Source organism: Pseudomonas sp. Pseusp16, from assembly GCF_047324915.1.
Classification (GTDB): Bacteria; Pseudomonadota; Gammaproteobacteria; order Pseudomonadales; family Pseudomonadaceae; genus Aquipseudomonas; species Aquipseudomonas fluorescens_CD.
This window is the reverse complement of sequence record NZ_CP168522.1, coordinates 1926859-1939974: the sequence shown is the minus strand read 5'-3', so window position 1 is coordinate 1939974 and position 13116 is coordinate 1926859. Positions and strand designations below refer to the sequence as shown.

Annotated in this window: 14 protein-coding genes; 8 read left to right on the top strand and 6 right to left on the bottom strand. The window is 56.4% G+C overall.

Going from position 1 to position 13116, the window contains the following annotated elements; genetic code table 11:
* Positions 1 to 16: 16 nt before the first annotated feature.
* From ACEN8Q_RS08580 to ACEN8Q_RS08545, 8 genes are all read left to right on the top strand, one after another.
* Positions 17 to 1180: a phage tail sheath subtilisin-like domain-containing protein gene (locus ACEN8Q_RS08580; RefSeq protein WP_413704976.1), complete on the top strand. Its 1164-nt coding sequence runs from the start codon at positions 17 to 19 to the stop codon at positions 1178 to 1180.
* Positions 1181 to 1192: 12 nt separating this feature from the next.
* Positions 1193 to 1696 (top strand): phage major tail tube protein, encoded by a 504-nt coding sequence (locus tag ACEN8Q_RS08575; RefSeq protein WP_322617139.1) that lies wholly within the window; start codon positions 1193 to 1195, stop codon positions 1694 to 1696.
* An 11-nt stretch (positions 1697 to 1707) separates the two neighbouring features.
* The gene (locus tag ACEN8Q_RS08570) at positions 1708 to 2016 is read left to right on the top strand and encodes a phage tail assembly protein (protein WP_008020753.1); all 309 of its coding nucleotides are present in this window, start codon (positions 1708 to 1710) and stop codon (positions 2014 to 2016) included.
* 141 nt (positions 2017 to 2157) lie between these two features.
* Positions 2158 to 4494 (top strand): phage tail tape measure protein, encoded by a 2337-nt coding sequence (locus tag ACEN8Q_RS08565; protein WP_413704975.1) that lies wholly within the window; start codon positions 2158 to 2160, stop codon positions 4492 to 4494.
* A gap of 9 nt (positions 4495 to 4503) precedes the next feature.
* The gene (locus tag ACEN8Q_RS08560) at positions 4504 to 5361 is read left to right on the top strand and encodes a phage tail protein (protein WP_413704974.1); all 858 of its coding nucleotides are present in this window, start codon (positions 4504 to 4506) and stop codon (positions 5359 to 5361) included.
* Complete coding sequence (locus ACEN8Q_RS08555) at positions 5336 to 5542, top strand: tail protein X (protein ID WP_413704973.1); 207 nt, start codon at positions 5336 to 5338, stop codon at positions 5540 to 5542. Before ACEN8Q_RS08560 ends, ACEN8Q_RS08555 begins: the two co-directional genes overlap by 26 nt.
* Before the next feature lie 52 nt (positions 5543 to 5594).
* Positions 5595 to 6629 (top strand): phage late control D family protein, encoded by a 1035-nt coding sequence (locus tag ACEN8Q_RS08550; RefSeq protein WP_413704972.1) that lies wholly within the window; start codon positions 5595 to 5597, stop codon positions 6627 to 6629.
* Between the two features lie 200 nt (positions 6630 to 6829).
* Positions 6830 to 7624, top strand: coding sequence for a DNA adenine methylase (locus tag ACEN8Q_RS08545; protein ID WP_413704971.1), 795 nt, complete (start codon positions 6830 to 6832; stop codon positions 7622 to 7624).
* 154 nt (positions 7625 to 7778) lie between these two features.
* On the opposite strand, the gene ACEN8Q_RS08540 is transcribed toward ACEN8Q_RS08545, so the two are convergent.
* The 6 genes from ACEN8Q_RS08540 to ACEN8Q_RS08515 form a co-directional block, all read right to left on the bottom strand.
* Positions 7779 to 8300: a hypothetical protein gene (locus ACEN8Q_RS08540; protein WP_413704970.1), complete on the bottom strand. Its 522-nt coding sequence runs from the start codon at positions 8298 to 8300 to the stop codon at positions 7779 to 7781.
* A 62-nt stretch (positions 8301 to 8362) separates the two neighbouring features.
* On the bottom strand, positions 8363 to 8758 hold the full coding sequence (locus ACEN8Q_RS08535; RefSeq protein WP_413704969.1) for a hypothetical protein: 396 nt from the start codon (positions 8756 to 8758) through the stop codon (positions 8363 to 8365).
* A gap of 285 nt (positions 8759 to 9043) precedes the next feature.
* Positions 9044 to 9250 (bottom strand): hypothetical protein, encoded by a 207-nt coding sequence (locus ACEN8Q_RS08530; protein WP_413704968.1) that lies wholly within the window; start codon positions 9248 to 9250, stop codon positions 9044 to 9046.
* Between the two features lie 157 nt (positions 9251 to 9407).
* Positions 9408 to 9914 (bottom strand): hypothetical protein, encoded by a 507-nt coding sequence (locus ACEN8Q_RS08525; protein ID WP_413704967.1) that lies wholly within the window; start codon positions 9912 to 9914, stop codon positions 9408 to 9410.
* Between the two features lie 78 nt (positions 9915 to 9992).
* On the bottom strand, positions 9993 to 10595 hold the full coding sequence (locus ACEN8Q_RS08520; protein WP_413704966.1) for a hypothetical protein: 603 nt from the start codon (positions 10593 to 10595) through the stop codon (positions 9993 to 9995).
* Positions 10596 to 11341: 746 nt separating this feature from the next.
* Positions 11342 to 12637 carry a S8 family serine peptidase gene (locus tag ACEN8Q_RS08515; protein ID WP_413704965.1) on the bottom strand — a complete coding sequence of 432 codons (1296 nt, stop codon included), beginning with the start codon at positions 12635 to 12637 and terminating at the stop codon, positions 11342 to 11344.
* Between the last annotated feature and the right edge of the window lie 479 nt (positions 12638 to 13116).

The following is a 13116-nucleotide window of genomic DNA, read 5'->3' as shown; positions in this document are numbered from 1 at the left end:
TCTGGAGCATCACTCTATGAGTTTTTTTCACGGCGTCACCGTGACCCTGGTGGACACCGGGGCACGGCATATCGCCACCCCGTCCGCGTCGATCATCGGCCTGTGCAACACCTTCACCGTGGCGCCGCCGGCGACCGCGGCGGCTAACGAATTGCTGCTGATCACCCGCGAAAGCGAAGCGGTCGCCGCTTGGGGGCCGGATGCGGCGATCACCCAGGACTGCAAGGCCATTTTCAAACGGTCGAAGGCGGTGATTGTCGCTGTCGGTGTGCCGCTGTTGGACGACCCGGCCGAGCAGCTGTCAGCGATCATCGGCGGGGTCTGGGCCGATGGTAGCCGGACCGGCATGCAGGCGTTGCTCAACGGTAAAAGCAAGTTCAACGCCCAGCCACGGTTGTTGGTGACGCCGGGGTACTCGGCGACGCTGGCGGTGGCCACCGAGCTGGTGGCGCTGGGCGACAAGATGCGGGCGATGGCCATCCTCGACGGGCCGAACACCACCGACGAAGCGGCGATCGCCTATGCCGAAAACTTCGGCAGCAAACACGCGTACATGGTCGACCCGGGCGTGCAGTTCTGGGACACCGGAACCAGCGCTACCGTCAACGCACCAGCCTCGGCCTGGACCGCCGGCTTGTTTGCCTGGACCGATGCCACCTACGGTTTCTGGGCCTCGCCGTCGAACAAGGAGTTTGTCGGCATCACCGGCACCACGCGGCCGATCGAGTTTCTCGACGGCGATGCGTCCTGCCGGGCCAACGTGCTGAACAACGCCAACATCACCACGATCATCCGTGATGACGGGTACCGGCTGTGGGGCAACCGCACACTGTCCAGTGACCCGAAATGGAAGTTCGTCACCCGCGTGCGCACGCTGGATATCGTCATGGACGCCATCCTCTACGCGCACAAGTGGGCCGTCGACCGCTCGATCACCGCGACCTACGTCAAGGACGTCACCGAAGGCCTGCAGGCGTTCATGCGCGACCTGAAGAATCAGGGCGCGATCATCAACTTCGAAGTCTATGCCGACGAAGAGCTGAACACCTCCAGCGAACTCAGCGACGGCAAGGTGTATTGGAACATTCGTTTCACCGACGTGCCGCCAGCCGAAAACCCGAACTTCCGCGTGGAGGTGACCGATCAGTGGATCACTGAAGTGCTGGACACCGCTGCCTAAGGAGGCCGTTTTATGATTCCGGAAGTGCTCTACAACACCAACCTGTTCGTCGACGGCATCAGCCTGCAAGGCGATGTGCCGAGCCTGACTCTGCCCAAGTTGACCCTCAAGACTGACGAATATCGCGCAGGCGGCATGGACGCGGCGGTCGAACTCGACATGGGTATGGAGAAATTGGAAGCCAGCTTCCTCACCAATGGTGTGCGCCGCGAGGTGCTGAAGTTCTTCGGCCAGTCTGACCTGACCGGCTTCAACGCCTCGTTCCGTGGTGCCTTCAAGGGCCAGAAAGGTGTGGTCAAGTCGGTGGTCGCCACCCTGCGGGGCAGCCTCAAGGAAGTCGACCCGGGGGACTGGAAACCGGGTGAAAAAGGCGAGTTCAAGTACGCCGTCGCCGTGACCTATTACAAGCTGGAGATCGACGGCAGCGTGATGTTTGAAATCGATCCCCTCAACTCAATCCGCGTCATCGATGGCGTCGACCAACTGGCCGCCGTGCGGTCTGCCCTGGGCATGTGAGGAGCACCACCATGAGCAACGCAAAAGACAATGTTCTGCCCAAGTGGCTGCAACTCGGCGATGGCATCGCCACCGTCATCTTATCCAAACCGAGCGAGGCCAATGGCATCAAGGTCGACAAGCTGACCCTGCGCGAGCCAACGGTGCGTGAGATGCGCGCCGCGACCCTGCAGGGCGGAAGCAACGAAGAAGAACAGGAAATGGTCTTGTTCTGCAGCCTGGCGAGCATCGGCCGCGCGGATTTGGAGGGGCTGCTGATGCGTGATTACCGTCGTCTGCAGACCGCCTATTTTCGTCTGGGAGCAGACGACGGGGTTTAACCCCCGCCTGCAAAAGGCCCTGGCTAAACGCCTGGCCGTCGAGCTGAATTTTTCGGCGGCCGAGATTCAGGGGTTGTCGTTTTCCGAGATGGTCTGGTGGCTCACGGATTGAGCCCACCCCGTCGCACGTAGGTGATAAGCATGGCGAACAAACTCTCGCTCGGGCTGGTGATTGGTGGCGCCGTCGATTCTTCGCTCGGCGCCGCCTTCAAGAACGTCAGCGGCGAAATGAAAAAACTCGAGGCGCAAACCACGCGCGCCAAAGGTTTACAGAAAGTCATCGGCGAGACCATACGCCTGCGCGAGGAATGGAAAAAAGCCCACGACAGCGGGGCGGCCAATGCCGGCGTGCTGCTCAAAAAGCTGGAGGCCAATAACACCAGTCTGCGCAAGCAGGGGATTGAAGTCGGCCGCCTGCGTCAGGAGTACCTGGCGCTGGGCAAGGTGGTGCGCAGCGCCGAGTTCAAGGCCAAAGGGATGGGACAGGTCGAGGAGGGGCGGGAAAGTTTACGCAGCGGATTTGGCATGGCGGTGGCCGGCACCACCCTGGCTGCGGTGCCGACCAAAGTCAGTGCAGATTTTCAGGCGATCATTCGTGACATCGCAATCAAGTCCGGTACCGCCAATACTCAACAGGAAGTAAACACCGCGCGGGACATTGTGCAGACTTCGAAAGACACCGGCATGGCCAACACCCAGGTGGCCGAGCTGGTGAACCAACTGGTCGGTGGCGGCATGGATCTGACCGAAGCGCTGAAGTACGCCCCGGTGGCTGCCAAGTTTGCGGTCGGGCAGGGCGCGTCGGGGACCGACACGGCGAAGATGATTCTGGCGATGCAGAACAACGCCAAGATCACCGACCCGATAAAAATGGAGCAGGCCTTGGCGTCGGTCGCGTTGCTGGGCCAGCAAGGCAGCTTCGAAGCGGCCGACATGGCCAAGTGGTTTCCGGAACTGCTGGCGCAGATGGCCGGCAGCGGCATCACCGGTCAGGATGCGGTGACCCAGTTGGGCGCCATGCTGCAGGTGCAGATCAAGAGCGCCGGCAGTGCCGATGAGGCGGCGAACAACCTGAAAAACTGGATTGCGAAAATCGGTTCAGGGGAAACGGTCAAAGGTTATGCAGATGCCGGGATCGACTATCAGGGCTCGATGAATGCCGCCATTGGCAAGGGCCTGTCGACCTTTGAAGCCAGTTTTGAACTGGCTCGCCGGTACGTGGAAAAGACCGACCCGAAAAAGGCCAAGCAGCTGGATCAGGGCCTGACCAAAATTAACCAGGAGACGGACCCGGCCAAGGCGCAAGCGATGGCCGATGCCCTGGCCGCGACCCTGCGCACCGGCGACGTGTTTGCCGACATGCAGGTCAAGACCGCGCTGATGGCCTACACCCAGAACAAAAAGCTGTATGCGGACCTGAAAAGGGATGCCTCGAACCCCAACGGCCAACGCAAGGACATTCTCGACAAGAACCTGAGCGAGCGTCGCGAAGCCTCGTCACAACGCTGGGCCGAAACCGGTCAGGCGTTCAACGATTCGCTGCGGGCCATCGGGGATGCCTTGCGTCCGGCGACAGATGCGCTGGCTACCGGCACTGGCGCCGCAGCCCGTGGCTTGACCGCCTTGTCTGAGGAGACGCCCAAGGCGGTGCTGGGCCTGGCGGCACTCACGGCCGGTGCGTTGGTATTGGGCAAAGCCTGGGCCGCGCTGAAAATCGGTCGGGGGCTGGCCAACATCGCCCGTGGTTCGGCCGGCGACCGGTCCAACATCGTGCAGCGGGTGTTCGTGACTAACGCGAAGGACGGTGATGGCGGTGGGTTGGATCGCGATCCAGATCGAAAGGTAAAAGGTTCTGCCAATCGACTTTCCCGTGGCGTGAAAGCGGGCGGGGCGGTGGCGGTGGCTGCTGCCGGCTACCAGGTAGTGGACACTTACCTGAACGCCACCACCCGCGATGAAAAGGCTGAAGGTTACGGCGGGGCGGCGGGTAGCTTGGCTGGTGGCCTGGCGGGTGCAGCGGCCGGCGCGGCCATCGGTTCGATCATCCCACTGATCGGAACCGCGATTGGCGGGGTGATCGGTGGCATGGTCGGCGCGTGGGGCGGCGGTGACGTGGGCGCAACCATGGGCAAGGCCTTGTTTGGCGGGCCGGACACGCCGGCCAAAGCACCGATCGGCATCTTGCCCATGGGCGCCGGCCAAGGGGTGGGCGCGGTCGTGCGCTCGATGGAAAACGCCCCCGCCGCGCCGGTCACGGCGGCGGCATTGATGTCGACCACGGCAGCGAAGAAACCCGAATGGCCGAAGGTCGATCAGCAATTCACCTTCGCGCCGGCACCGGTTTTTCAGGTGCAAGGCGATGTGAAAGACCCGGCGCAGTTCGTCCAGGAATTGATGCCGTACCTGCGCCGTCAGTTTGACGACTTCGCTCGGGAGGCGCGTGACCGCCAGTTGTTTGATGCGCCCCATGTGGGCTAAGGAAGTGTTATGTCGGATGAAAAGACCTACCTGCAGCACTTGCAGGGCGGGCTCAAGTACATGGTCGATGCCGGTGAAGCCGGCCGTACGGACATCGAGTCGATGACCGGGCCCATGAATGGCGCACTCAATGAAATCAGCGGGGCGGCCGATGCGCTGGAAGGCTTGCCCTTCATCAGCGAAGACCTGAGCGACAAGACCCGGCGTCTGCAGGATGCGATCAATTCGGCGCAGGCCAAGATCGGCAAGGTGGCCAGCTACTACAACCAGACCCAGCGGGCACTGGCCCAGTTTGATGAGCATTTTTCCGCATTGACTGAGCAGATTGGCCGCTTTGGCGCGGCGTTCAACAAGGTCGCCGGCAAGGCCAACGCGGCGTTGGGCAACATCTTCCCCACGGAATGGTTTGCCGGCGATATGTCGCCGATTCCCGACGCGGTGAAGCCATTCCCGCACCTGCTGATCCTCTACCCGCTGAAAGCCAATGAGCGACCGTACTACTTCAACCTGGACACGGCAGCGTTCGATGAACTGCGCCGGCAGACCGCGTTTCGCTGGGCCGCGCAGGAACGTCTGACCCGGCGCCCAGCACAGCAGGCAGTGGGTCTGGGTGAGGAGAAAATCACCATCAAGGGCGCGATCTACCCGAGCTTCAAAGGTGGGCTGAAGCAGCTGGATAGGCTGCGCAGCATCGGTGCCAAGTTGCTGCCGCTGAACCTGACCACGGGTTATGGCGAGGTGCTGGGCAACTGGGTTTTGACCAATATCGAAGAAGAGCAAAGCGCTTTGCTGCCCGGGGCGATCCCGCGCAAGCAGGGCTTTTCACTGGAGTTTGTCCGTTATGGCGATGACCTGCAGAACGGCTGATGGGGATCTGCTCGATACCCTGTGCCACCACCATTACGGCCACCTGAACCGCAGCGTCGAGGCGGTGTTGGCCGCCAATCAGGGGCTGGCCGATGAGCCGCAACCGTTCCGGGCCGGCGTGCTGATCACGCTGCCGGACCTGGTGGTCGAGACCGACAGCGTCATTTCGTTGTGGGATTGATCCCGTTACCCAGCCCGCCGCGTGCGGGCTTTTTCTTGTCTGAGGCGCCGACATGCAACCACTTTTCCGCATCGCCGCCGACGGTGCCGACATCACCACCTTGATCAATGACCGGCTGGTCTCGCTGCAGCTGGCCGATCGGCCCGGCATGGCCTCAGATTCGTTTGAGCTGCGCATTGATGACCGCGACGGCGCGGTGTCGCTGCCCGTGCGTGGCGCGAGTATCGAGGTCTACCTGGGTTATGCCGGCGCCGACCTGACGCGCATGGGCCGCTACACCGTGGACGAAGTGGCCGTTTCCGGCCCGCCGGACACGCTGGTGATCAGCGGCAAGGCCAGCGACATGCGCGGCAGCGGCAAGACCACGCGCAGCGGCAGTTGGGAGGACGTCAGCTTGGCGCAGATCGTCGGTGATGTGGCCGCGCGCAATGGCTGGCAGCCGTCGTGCCCGGTCGATACCCGGGTGCCGCGCATGGACCAGCTCAACGAATCGGACTTCAATTTCATCACCCGAGTGGCCAAAAAACACGACTGCACCGCCAAGGTGGCCGACGGCAAGCTGCTGGTCCTGCCGCGACAGGGTGGGCAGAGCGCCAGTGGCAAGACCTTGGCTGTGATCACCTTGCAGCGGAGTGACGTGACCCGCTGGCAGTTTCGCTTGAGCGACCGTAGTACACACCAAGGCGTCAGCACCCAGTATCAGGACCCGGCCAGTGGAGAGCTGCTGATCTCGCACCTGGACAACCCCAACGTGCCGGAAGGCTTGCCGCCGGTGCACACCGACCGCCATCTCTACCCGGACAGAACAGCCGCTGATGAGGCGGCGAAGGCGCGTCTGGCGGCGTTCAATCGTTCCACCGCCTCGGTCCGCCTGGACCTGCCGGGCCGGACCGACCTTTTTGCCGAAAGCATGATCGAGGCGCTGGGCTTCAAGCGTGGGCTCGATGGTCAGTACCTGGTGGAGTCGGTCGATCACACCTTCACCCCGTCCGGGTGGACGGTGTCGGTCGAGTGCAATGGTGGCAAGGAGGGCAAGGCCAAGGCCTCCGGCAAGCCGCAGAAAGTTGTGCTTGAAGTGCCTGGTTGATCACCCGGGCGCATGAGTCGGTCCGAGTCAAAAGTTTCAAACTCAAAGTAAAAGGAGCGGCCAGTCTGGATGCGTCAACATCCAGGCTGGTCACCGTCCCCGCAGATTGTCCCTGCAAGTCCCGCCAAGGCTCCTGCTCTGTGCACAAAGCAGAGCGAGCCTAACACCTGTTTATTTATACAGTAAAGGTCTTGCTATCCATGTCTACCCCAATCATCCCTTGGATGGGCGGCAAACGCCGCCTGGCCGATCGCCTCATTCCGTTGTTTCCGCCCCATGAATGCTACGTCGAAGTCTTTGCCGGCGGCGCCGCGCTGTACTTCATGCGACCCCAGGCCGCACCCGTCGAAGTCCTCAATGACATCAACGGCGACCTGGTGACGTTGTACCGCGTGGTGCAAAACCACCTCGAAGAATTTGTGCGCCAATTCAAATGGGCGCTCAGTTCGCGCCAGGTGTTCGAGTGGCAGAAAATGACTCGCGTCGAAACCCTTACCGACATCCAGCGCGCCGCCCGATTTTTCTACCTGCAGCACCATGCCTTCGCCGGCAAGGTGTCCGGGCAGACTTTCGGTACCGCGACCACCACGCCGTCAATCAACTTGCTGCGGATCGAGGAAAATCTTTCGGCTGCTTGGCAGCGCCTGTCCGGTACCTACGTCGAAAATCTACCCTGGTTGGAGTGCGCGGAGCGCTACGACCGTGCCCATACCTTTCACTACATGGATCCTCCGTATTGGCAGACCGCTGGTTACGGCGTGGACTTTGTGTTTGAGAATTACGAGCGAATGGCCGACTTCATGCGCCGTTGCAAAGGCAAGGTGATGGTCAGCATCAATGATCATCCGGACATTCGCCGAGTCTTTGAGGGCTTTCATTTCGAGACGCTGGACATCCGCTATTGCAATACCAATCAGCGCCAGGGCAAGGCCGAGGTGAGTGGTGAGCTGGTTATCATGAACTGGGAACCTGCGGCGCTTGGAGGGTTGTTCTGAATGGGCGCTGTTTGAGTTATCTGCACAGCTAGTATGATCTGAGTCGATACAGACATGGCCTGCGGTCTCGACGGTGACGTTCTCACCGTCAGAGTTGAGAACATTCCGGAGATAATATGACAGATCGATTTCATAGTCGGATCAAACACCACGGCTAGTTTGCTGGGCAGTCTTTGTCGTAAGACTCCATCATTTCCTGCCTTGCACGCTTTTCCATTTCTTCACTGAAACCGTAGCGGCGAGCCACTGGCATGGTAATCGTATCGATCATTACCGCCGCATTGCGGAACACTTTCTGAATGGATTCAAGCTCGGAAATCATCTCGTTACGCCCGGAATGGTTCGTGAATGCAACTGACTTTTCCGAGAAGTATTTGTGCGCAAGTCGGTTTCGTTCGGTCAACGCATTAGCCAAAACAGTCTTGATTTCTTCGGTAGGTTGGCCAGCATCCTTGAACCTCTGAACAAGCTTTCCCATTGTTTTTCCAAGCTCTGTTGACTCATACCGGTCGAATTCTTGTTGCCAATGCTGTTGGTCCTTGAACTCTTTGACGTTTCGAGGAATGAAATCGAAAAACATCAGGTGAATGAATATTGATTGTTCAAGGCATTGGGCCAGATACATGGCTAGCCCGAAATGAGCGTAAACGTCGCGAGTCTGAGATTCGTCATCCATCGTCTTGTCTCACGGAAAGGGTGGTTGGTCACCGGGGACACAGCGACCGTCCGGATGATGCCTTAATCTGCGTAGCTATACGCACGGCCTTGCATCACTTCCAATGGTGTAAGCGTCACATTGACACGTTTGAACAGGGCGAAAAATTCAGCAAGTGTCAATTCTAAAGAAACACGGCGAACAGGTACCGGTTCGTCAACCGGAAGTGAGGCGATATGTTCCGCTACGGTATCGTAACTGCCAGCATCAAAAATGAGGAAGGTGACGTGAACTGGATCTCGATGCACGCCATGGTTTTCGCCGACGCTAAAGTCGATACCGACCAAGAATTCACTGTTGTTGATATGACCTTTTTGGCGAAGCCATTCCGCTGGAGCGACTCCGTCGGCACGATCAGCGGCAGCACCGCCTTTGTAGTCGCTGTATTGCGTTGCGGCGTGTAGTGACTCAATTGTCATATACCGATCCCTTTGTGTTTTGGTCGAACTGTATCGACTGTAGCAGAGGAAAGCGCATTGATCGGGACTTGCTCGGCGCATCTATATCTAGGATATGCCGGGCACAGCCGCAGTCTAGAGCAAGACTGATTTTTTAACTCTAGCCGAAAACGACCTAGCTAACAGCTTCATATTGGCAATCGTTAGAGTTCCCGGTTGCCACCGTAAACTCTCAATTCGATGGCCCCGATACCTGGCCAAGTGTCGGGGCTGATCTTACATAACAGGCGTTATGTGTGACACAACTCAGCGCACCGGAATCGGATTGACCGTAGGCACCTTGCGCTTTTCCAGACCTGGCAACGCCTCAGTGCCCTTAGCGCGGCCGAGCACATAGTCGGGGCCATTCTCACCTGCGACCACAGCCAGCAGCGTCCAGCCTTTATCCAGCAACTGATTGGCCGCCATGGCGGTGCGGGCCTGAGTCACTTCAGCCACGTCTTCGAATTTCATACTTTCTCCTTGTGATTACGCTGTGATGGCACCGCAGCTTGGCGCATGGCTCAACGGCGCAGGCTTTTCAGCCTTTCAACATATCCATCGACCGTTGCACACCAGCCATAGGTTTGCCTGGGCAACTTATATGGTGTGTTAAGTAGTGCTGTACGCTCTACAGCAATCCCAAGAGAACTGTAGCGCCGGCACCGACGATACTGGCCACCGTGCTGTTTTCTAACAACTTGCGCAATGTCGATTTCGCTTCCGGATCTCCGCTTTTGGCGATGGCTTCAGCAAGATTCTGAATACTGATATTGACGGTCTGAGAGTTGTTGTTTCCGACCTGTATCTGGTCCCCAGATATCGAACCTATGTGATAATTGGAGGAATGAGAGGTGGTCACATGAGGTTTCGCAGTAATATTCTCAACTTTCAGGGTCAGCATATTTTTATGGCTGGTGCCCACTCCCAGGCTGCCACCTGGCAGAAACTGAGCATCCACGACTTTTAGCTCAATCTCTCGCTGACCTGACTTCTGGATAATCACGTCACCAATCCCTATGTCCGGCTCGTCCGTGTACGGTATCAGGACGGTACCTTTCGACAGATGGCGTTGCCCATTAAACTCAGAGCCGCCGATAGTGAATTTGTCAGGGTAAGCAAGCGCATTGAAATTCATATTGCCTCCAGGTCAAGGTCATGCACAATTTTCAGAAAGGTCGCATCACATTTTAATAACGCTGCAATCGAAAAACTATCAGTCGGGTATTTCGTTGAGCAGTGCCGTACCGAAACTCTCTACACCGTTTATCCAGTTGGACACGTTAATGTTTCCAATTGACCGAACCGAGTGATTTCCTCTGCCGCCTGTTTCGTCACGATCAGCGCGATGAACGATAAGGTGCCGTCTGCTCATCACCTGAGCTAACTGAGTAAATTGCGCATTCACGTTGGGCAGCGAAACCCCAATGCTCGTAAGTAGACTCGCAACCTCGTCAACATTGTTGTAGTTCGAGCGTTCGAGGTAACCATGCACAGATTCTGATATCACAGTATCAACTGCCTTTCCGCGGTGAGCCGAAAGATCCCCCAAACTGAATTTGGCCGCAGGTGGCGCAGTGATCAGTGGGATCTTAGCCAACACATCCGCACTCGCTGAAGGCAATTTCCAGTAAGCCAGGCTTCGGAGCAGATCCTCTGTCGCCGCATGCAGCAAAACTACAGCCGCTCTCAAGACGTCTGTCTTGGCATGGCCACGACGTCCACCCCCTGTCCCAGCGAGATGGGTGGTATAGATTTCGACAAGGTTTCGAACTCGCGCAATATTTTCTGCAAATCGTCCGGCTATTCTGTCCTTCATTCCGCTTCCTATTCGCTGCGGTACCAAAATATTGGTGCTCGATGCACTAGATTTACCATATTTTGCACGAACCCTCGCACAGGGTTTAGGGCAGAGCACAGGCCGATGTAGGCCGTTTCATGCCCTGAAAAATTGTCGTTTTTCCCGGTTATATTGGCCTGTAGCGGCCTCCAAGCATTTCGGAAGGGGTTCAAATCCCTATCCGCACCTCCGCACCTCCGCATTTCAAGGGGCATATCCATAGGCTGCATTCGACCTATAGCTGCCAGCCATTAAGGTTAATTATCGATCCAATACTGATTTCGAAAAGTTAATCACACTGGTATCTACTACCTTGGCGAGTGCTAAAGCTGGGTACAAAAACTAAATCGGGCTAAAAATATGCAGTATAATTTTTAGCTATAAGTATGACTGTAAAAATTATATCTGTATTAGGCCAGACTTTTCAATTGCAAGTACTCCCTCAACACTATGGAGTTTCGCTAGCAGGTCGGGTTGAATGGTCCCAGTCACTACACCAACCCCCGATAATACACCCTCAAGGTGTAAACCTGCGGTCTCCAACTCGGAGGCGATACTGTGAATATGAGCTCTATCCGCGTCCTGAATGGTTATTATGACCTCAATGTCTGAAACGCTTGGAGCAGGCATGGGGGGATCCTCGTACAAAATGATCACACAAGTGTCGTGGCGCAACGACTTTAGGCGCCACGATCCTTTTTTGACAAAGCCTAACCAGCCTTGGTTCAAGGAGCTTGAACCAATCCTCTGCCGACATCAATAACTGGATCAGAAAGAGACTTTGCGTTCGATATCACTCGCTGCCATAAGGCTGCTCCTCGATCCCCTGTCGCTTCAGCCCAAAGGGCAGCTATACCGGCAACATGCGGTGTGGCCATACTGGTTCCGGAGATCACATTGAATTGGTCAGGCAATGGCCAAGACGAGTAAATGTCGACGCCGGGGCCTGCGATGTCAACAGCCGTGCCCGGAGCTAGCACCGTATCCCTTGCAGAAAAATTGGCTGTCTGAAGCCGATTCGCCAGGGCACCGACACTCATGAATGTTCGGCTATTCGCTGGGCGGCCTACAAAACCGAACTCGCCAACTTGTCGTCTTGCATTATTTCCCGCAGCTGCGACTATTAGAGTCCCTGCATCCAGTGCTCTCTGCCCTACGGCCTCATAGGCCGTAGAGGTTGACGTTATGTCAGCTCCTAGAGACATTGAGATTATTTCACTACCATTACTAATAGCCCAATCAATTGCAGCAAGGATTCCGCTATCGCGGCCGCTACCTTGATCTGAAAGGACTTTACCAACGAGTAGCTCTGCCTCGTGAGCTACGCCATATCGAGCACCTCGGATAGGAGACATCGGCCCACAGGCTGTTCCAGCGCAGTGTGTGCCATGACCATGCCCGTCTTGGACTGTAGGTACACCTGTGATAAACGACTGGCCTATTACATTCCTTCCAGAGAAATCCGGATGTAAAAGGTCTAATCCGGTGTCTAGTACCGCAACTTTAATGCCTAACCCTGAATATCTCGAGGAGCCGGCTTTTGTTGCCAATAGTCCCCAAGCTACTGTGGGGGTGTCTTGATAAAATTCTAATGCTCCAATATTAATGCTTTTCGACTCATCAAGAATTGCCTGCTCATATAGAGCGGTGGCCGCATCTTTAAAGCCTCGGAGATATTCTGATGAGATCGAGGAGTTGCTGATGGCATGCATTATGCCTTCTGGTTCAATTGCTAAAATTGCACTTCCACCACCTGATATCTCTTGAGCCAGTGAAATTGCGCTCATGGTCTCTATATTTACTACAGCGATACCCAGATTTTGGAATATAACTCCCCCAGTTTCCGGCGTTTGAGCTAGATTTACACCTAATACTCCGAAGTCAGAGCTGGACATAAGCTTTGACTTTGTAATTCCAGTCATCTTTTTTAGGGATGCAATGCCTTCTTCGGCAGCTCCCGTACGAAATGTAACGATAAAACTCCCGGTCGTGTCCATTTCACCTGATTTTACGCTTGGCATGACTAATACCTCAGTGTGTTATGTGAATGGCGAAGGTTGGCTATAGCTACTGCTATGAATCGCGTGCCTAGACTAATAGCGACGAAAGATGAAAACAGGCTCTGTGAGTCTAAACCGTGGTGCTATATTAATTTTTAAGATCGATAGCATCTTGACATTAGTAAAGATACCTCCTTTTGTCCAGGAGAGAGGGGGTATCCCTGCGTGCCATCGATAGGTGCCGCCGGCGCCACTGAAGCGGGGCCATTAGGGGAATTTCAGGGCGATCTGTGGATCGGTTGATTTTGAAGATGTAAAAGCGTCTTAAATCGAGTTTTCTTTCGGGTTCGAATAATAGGTCGCACGCTATTCCATGGCTGCATTGATTTATTTTCTAGCTTTGGCTAGCAACGTTGAAATTCATCAGCTATACCGAATGTGGCTAATGGCTGATGGCTAATGGCTATTTGTAGGAAATTTATAATGCAATAACAAGGAGC

Bases quoted from the DNA above. Each gene is read 5' to 3' on its own strand.
- ACEN8Q_RS08535 (WP_413704969.1), bottom strand. From the start codon at position 8,758: ATGACAATTGAGTCACTACACGCCGCAACGCAATACAGCGACTACAAA.
- ACEN8Q_RS08545 (WP_413704971.1), top strand. From the start codon at position 6,830: ATGTCTACCCCAATCATCCCTTGGATGGGCGGCAAACGCCGCCTGGCC.
- ACEN8Q_RS08525 (WP_413704967.1), bottom strand. From the start codon at position 9,914: ATGAATTTCAATGCGCTTGCTTACCCTGACAAATTCACTATCGGCGGC.
- ACEN8Q_RS08560 (WP_413704974.1), top strand. From the start codon at position 4,504: ATGTCGGATGAAAAGACCTACCTGCAGCACTTGCAGGGCGGGCTCAAG.
- ACEN8Q_RS08580 (WP_413704976.1), top strand. From the start codon at position 17: ATGAGTTTTTTTCACGGCGTCACCGTGACCCTGGTGGACACCGGGGCA.
- ACEN8Q_RS08575 (WP_322617139.1), top strand. From the start codon at position 1,193: ATGATTCCGGAAGTGCTCTACAACACCAACCTGTTCGTCGACGGCATC.
- ACEN8Q_RS08570 (WP_008020753.1), top strand. From the start codon at position 1,708: ATGAGCAACGCAAAAGACAATGTTCTGCCCAAGTGGCTGCAACTCGGC.
- ACEN8Q_RS08555 (WP_413704973.1), top strand. From the start codon at position 5,336: ATGGCGATGACCTGCAGAACGGCTGATGGGGATCTGCTCGATACCCTG.
- ACEN8Q_RS08515 (WP_413704965.1), bottom strand. From the start codon at position 12,637: ATGCCAAGCGTAAAATCAGGTGAAATGGACACGACCGGGAGTTTTATC.
- ACEN8Q_RS08540 (WP_413704970.1), bottom strand. From the start codon at position 8,300: ATGGATGACGAATCTCAGACTCGCGACGTTTACGCTCATTTCGGGCTA.
- ACEN8Q_RS08565 (WP_413704975.1), top strand. From the start codon at position 2,158: ATGGCGAACAAACTCTCGCTCGGGCTGGTGATTGGTGGCGCCGTCGAT.
- ACEN8Q_RS08550 (WP_413704972.1), top strand. From the start codon at position 5,595: ATGCAACCACTTTTCCGCATCGCCGCCGACGGTGCCGACATCACCACC.
- ACEN8Q_RS08530 (WP_413704968.1), bottom strand. From the start codon at position 9,250: ATGAAATTCGAAGACGTGGCTGAAGTGACTCAGGCCCGCACCGCCATG.
- ACEN8Q_RS08520 (WP_413704966.1), bottom strand. From the start codon at position 10,595: ATGAAGGACAGAATAGCCGGACGATTTGCAGAAAATATTGCGCGAGTT.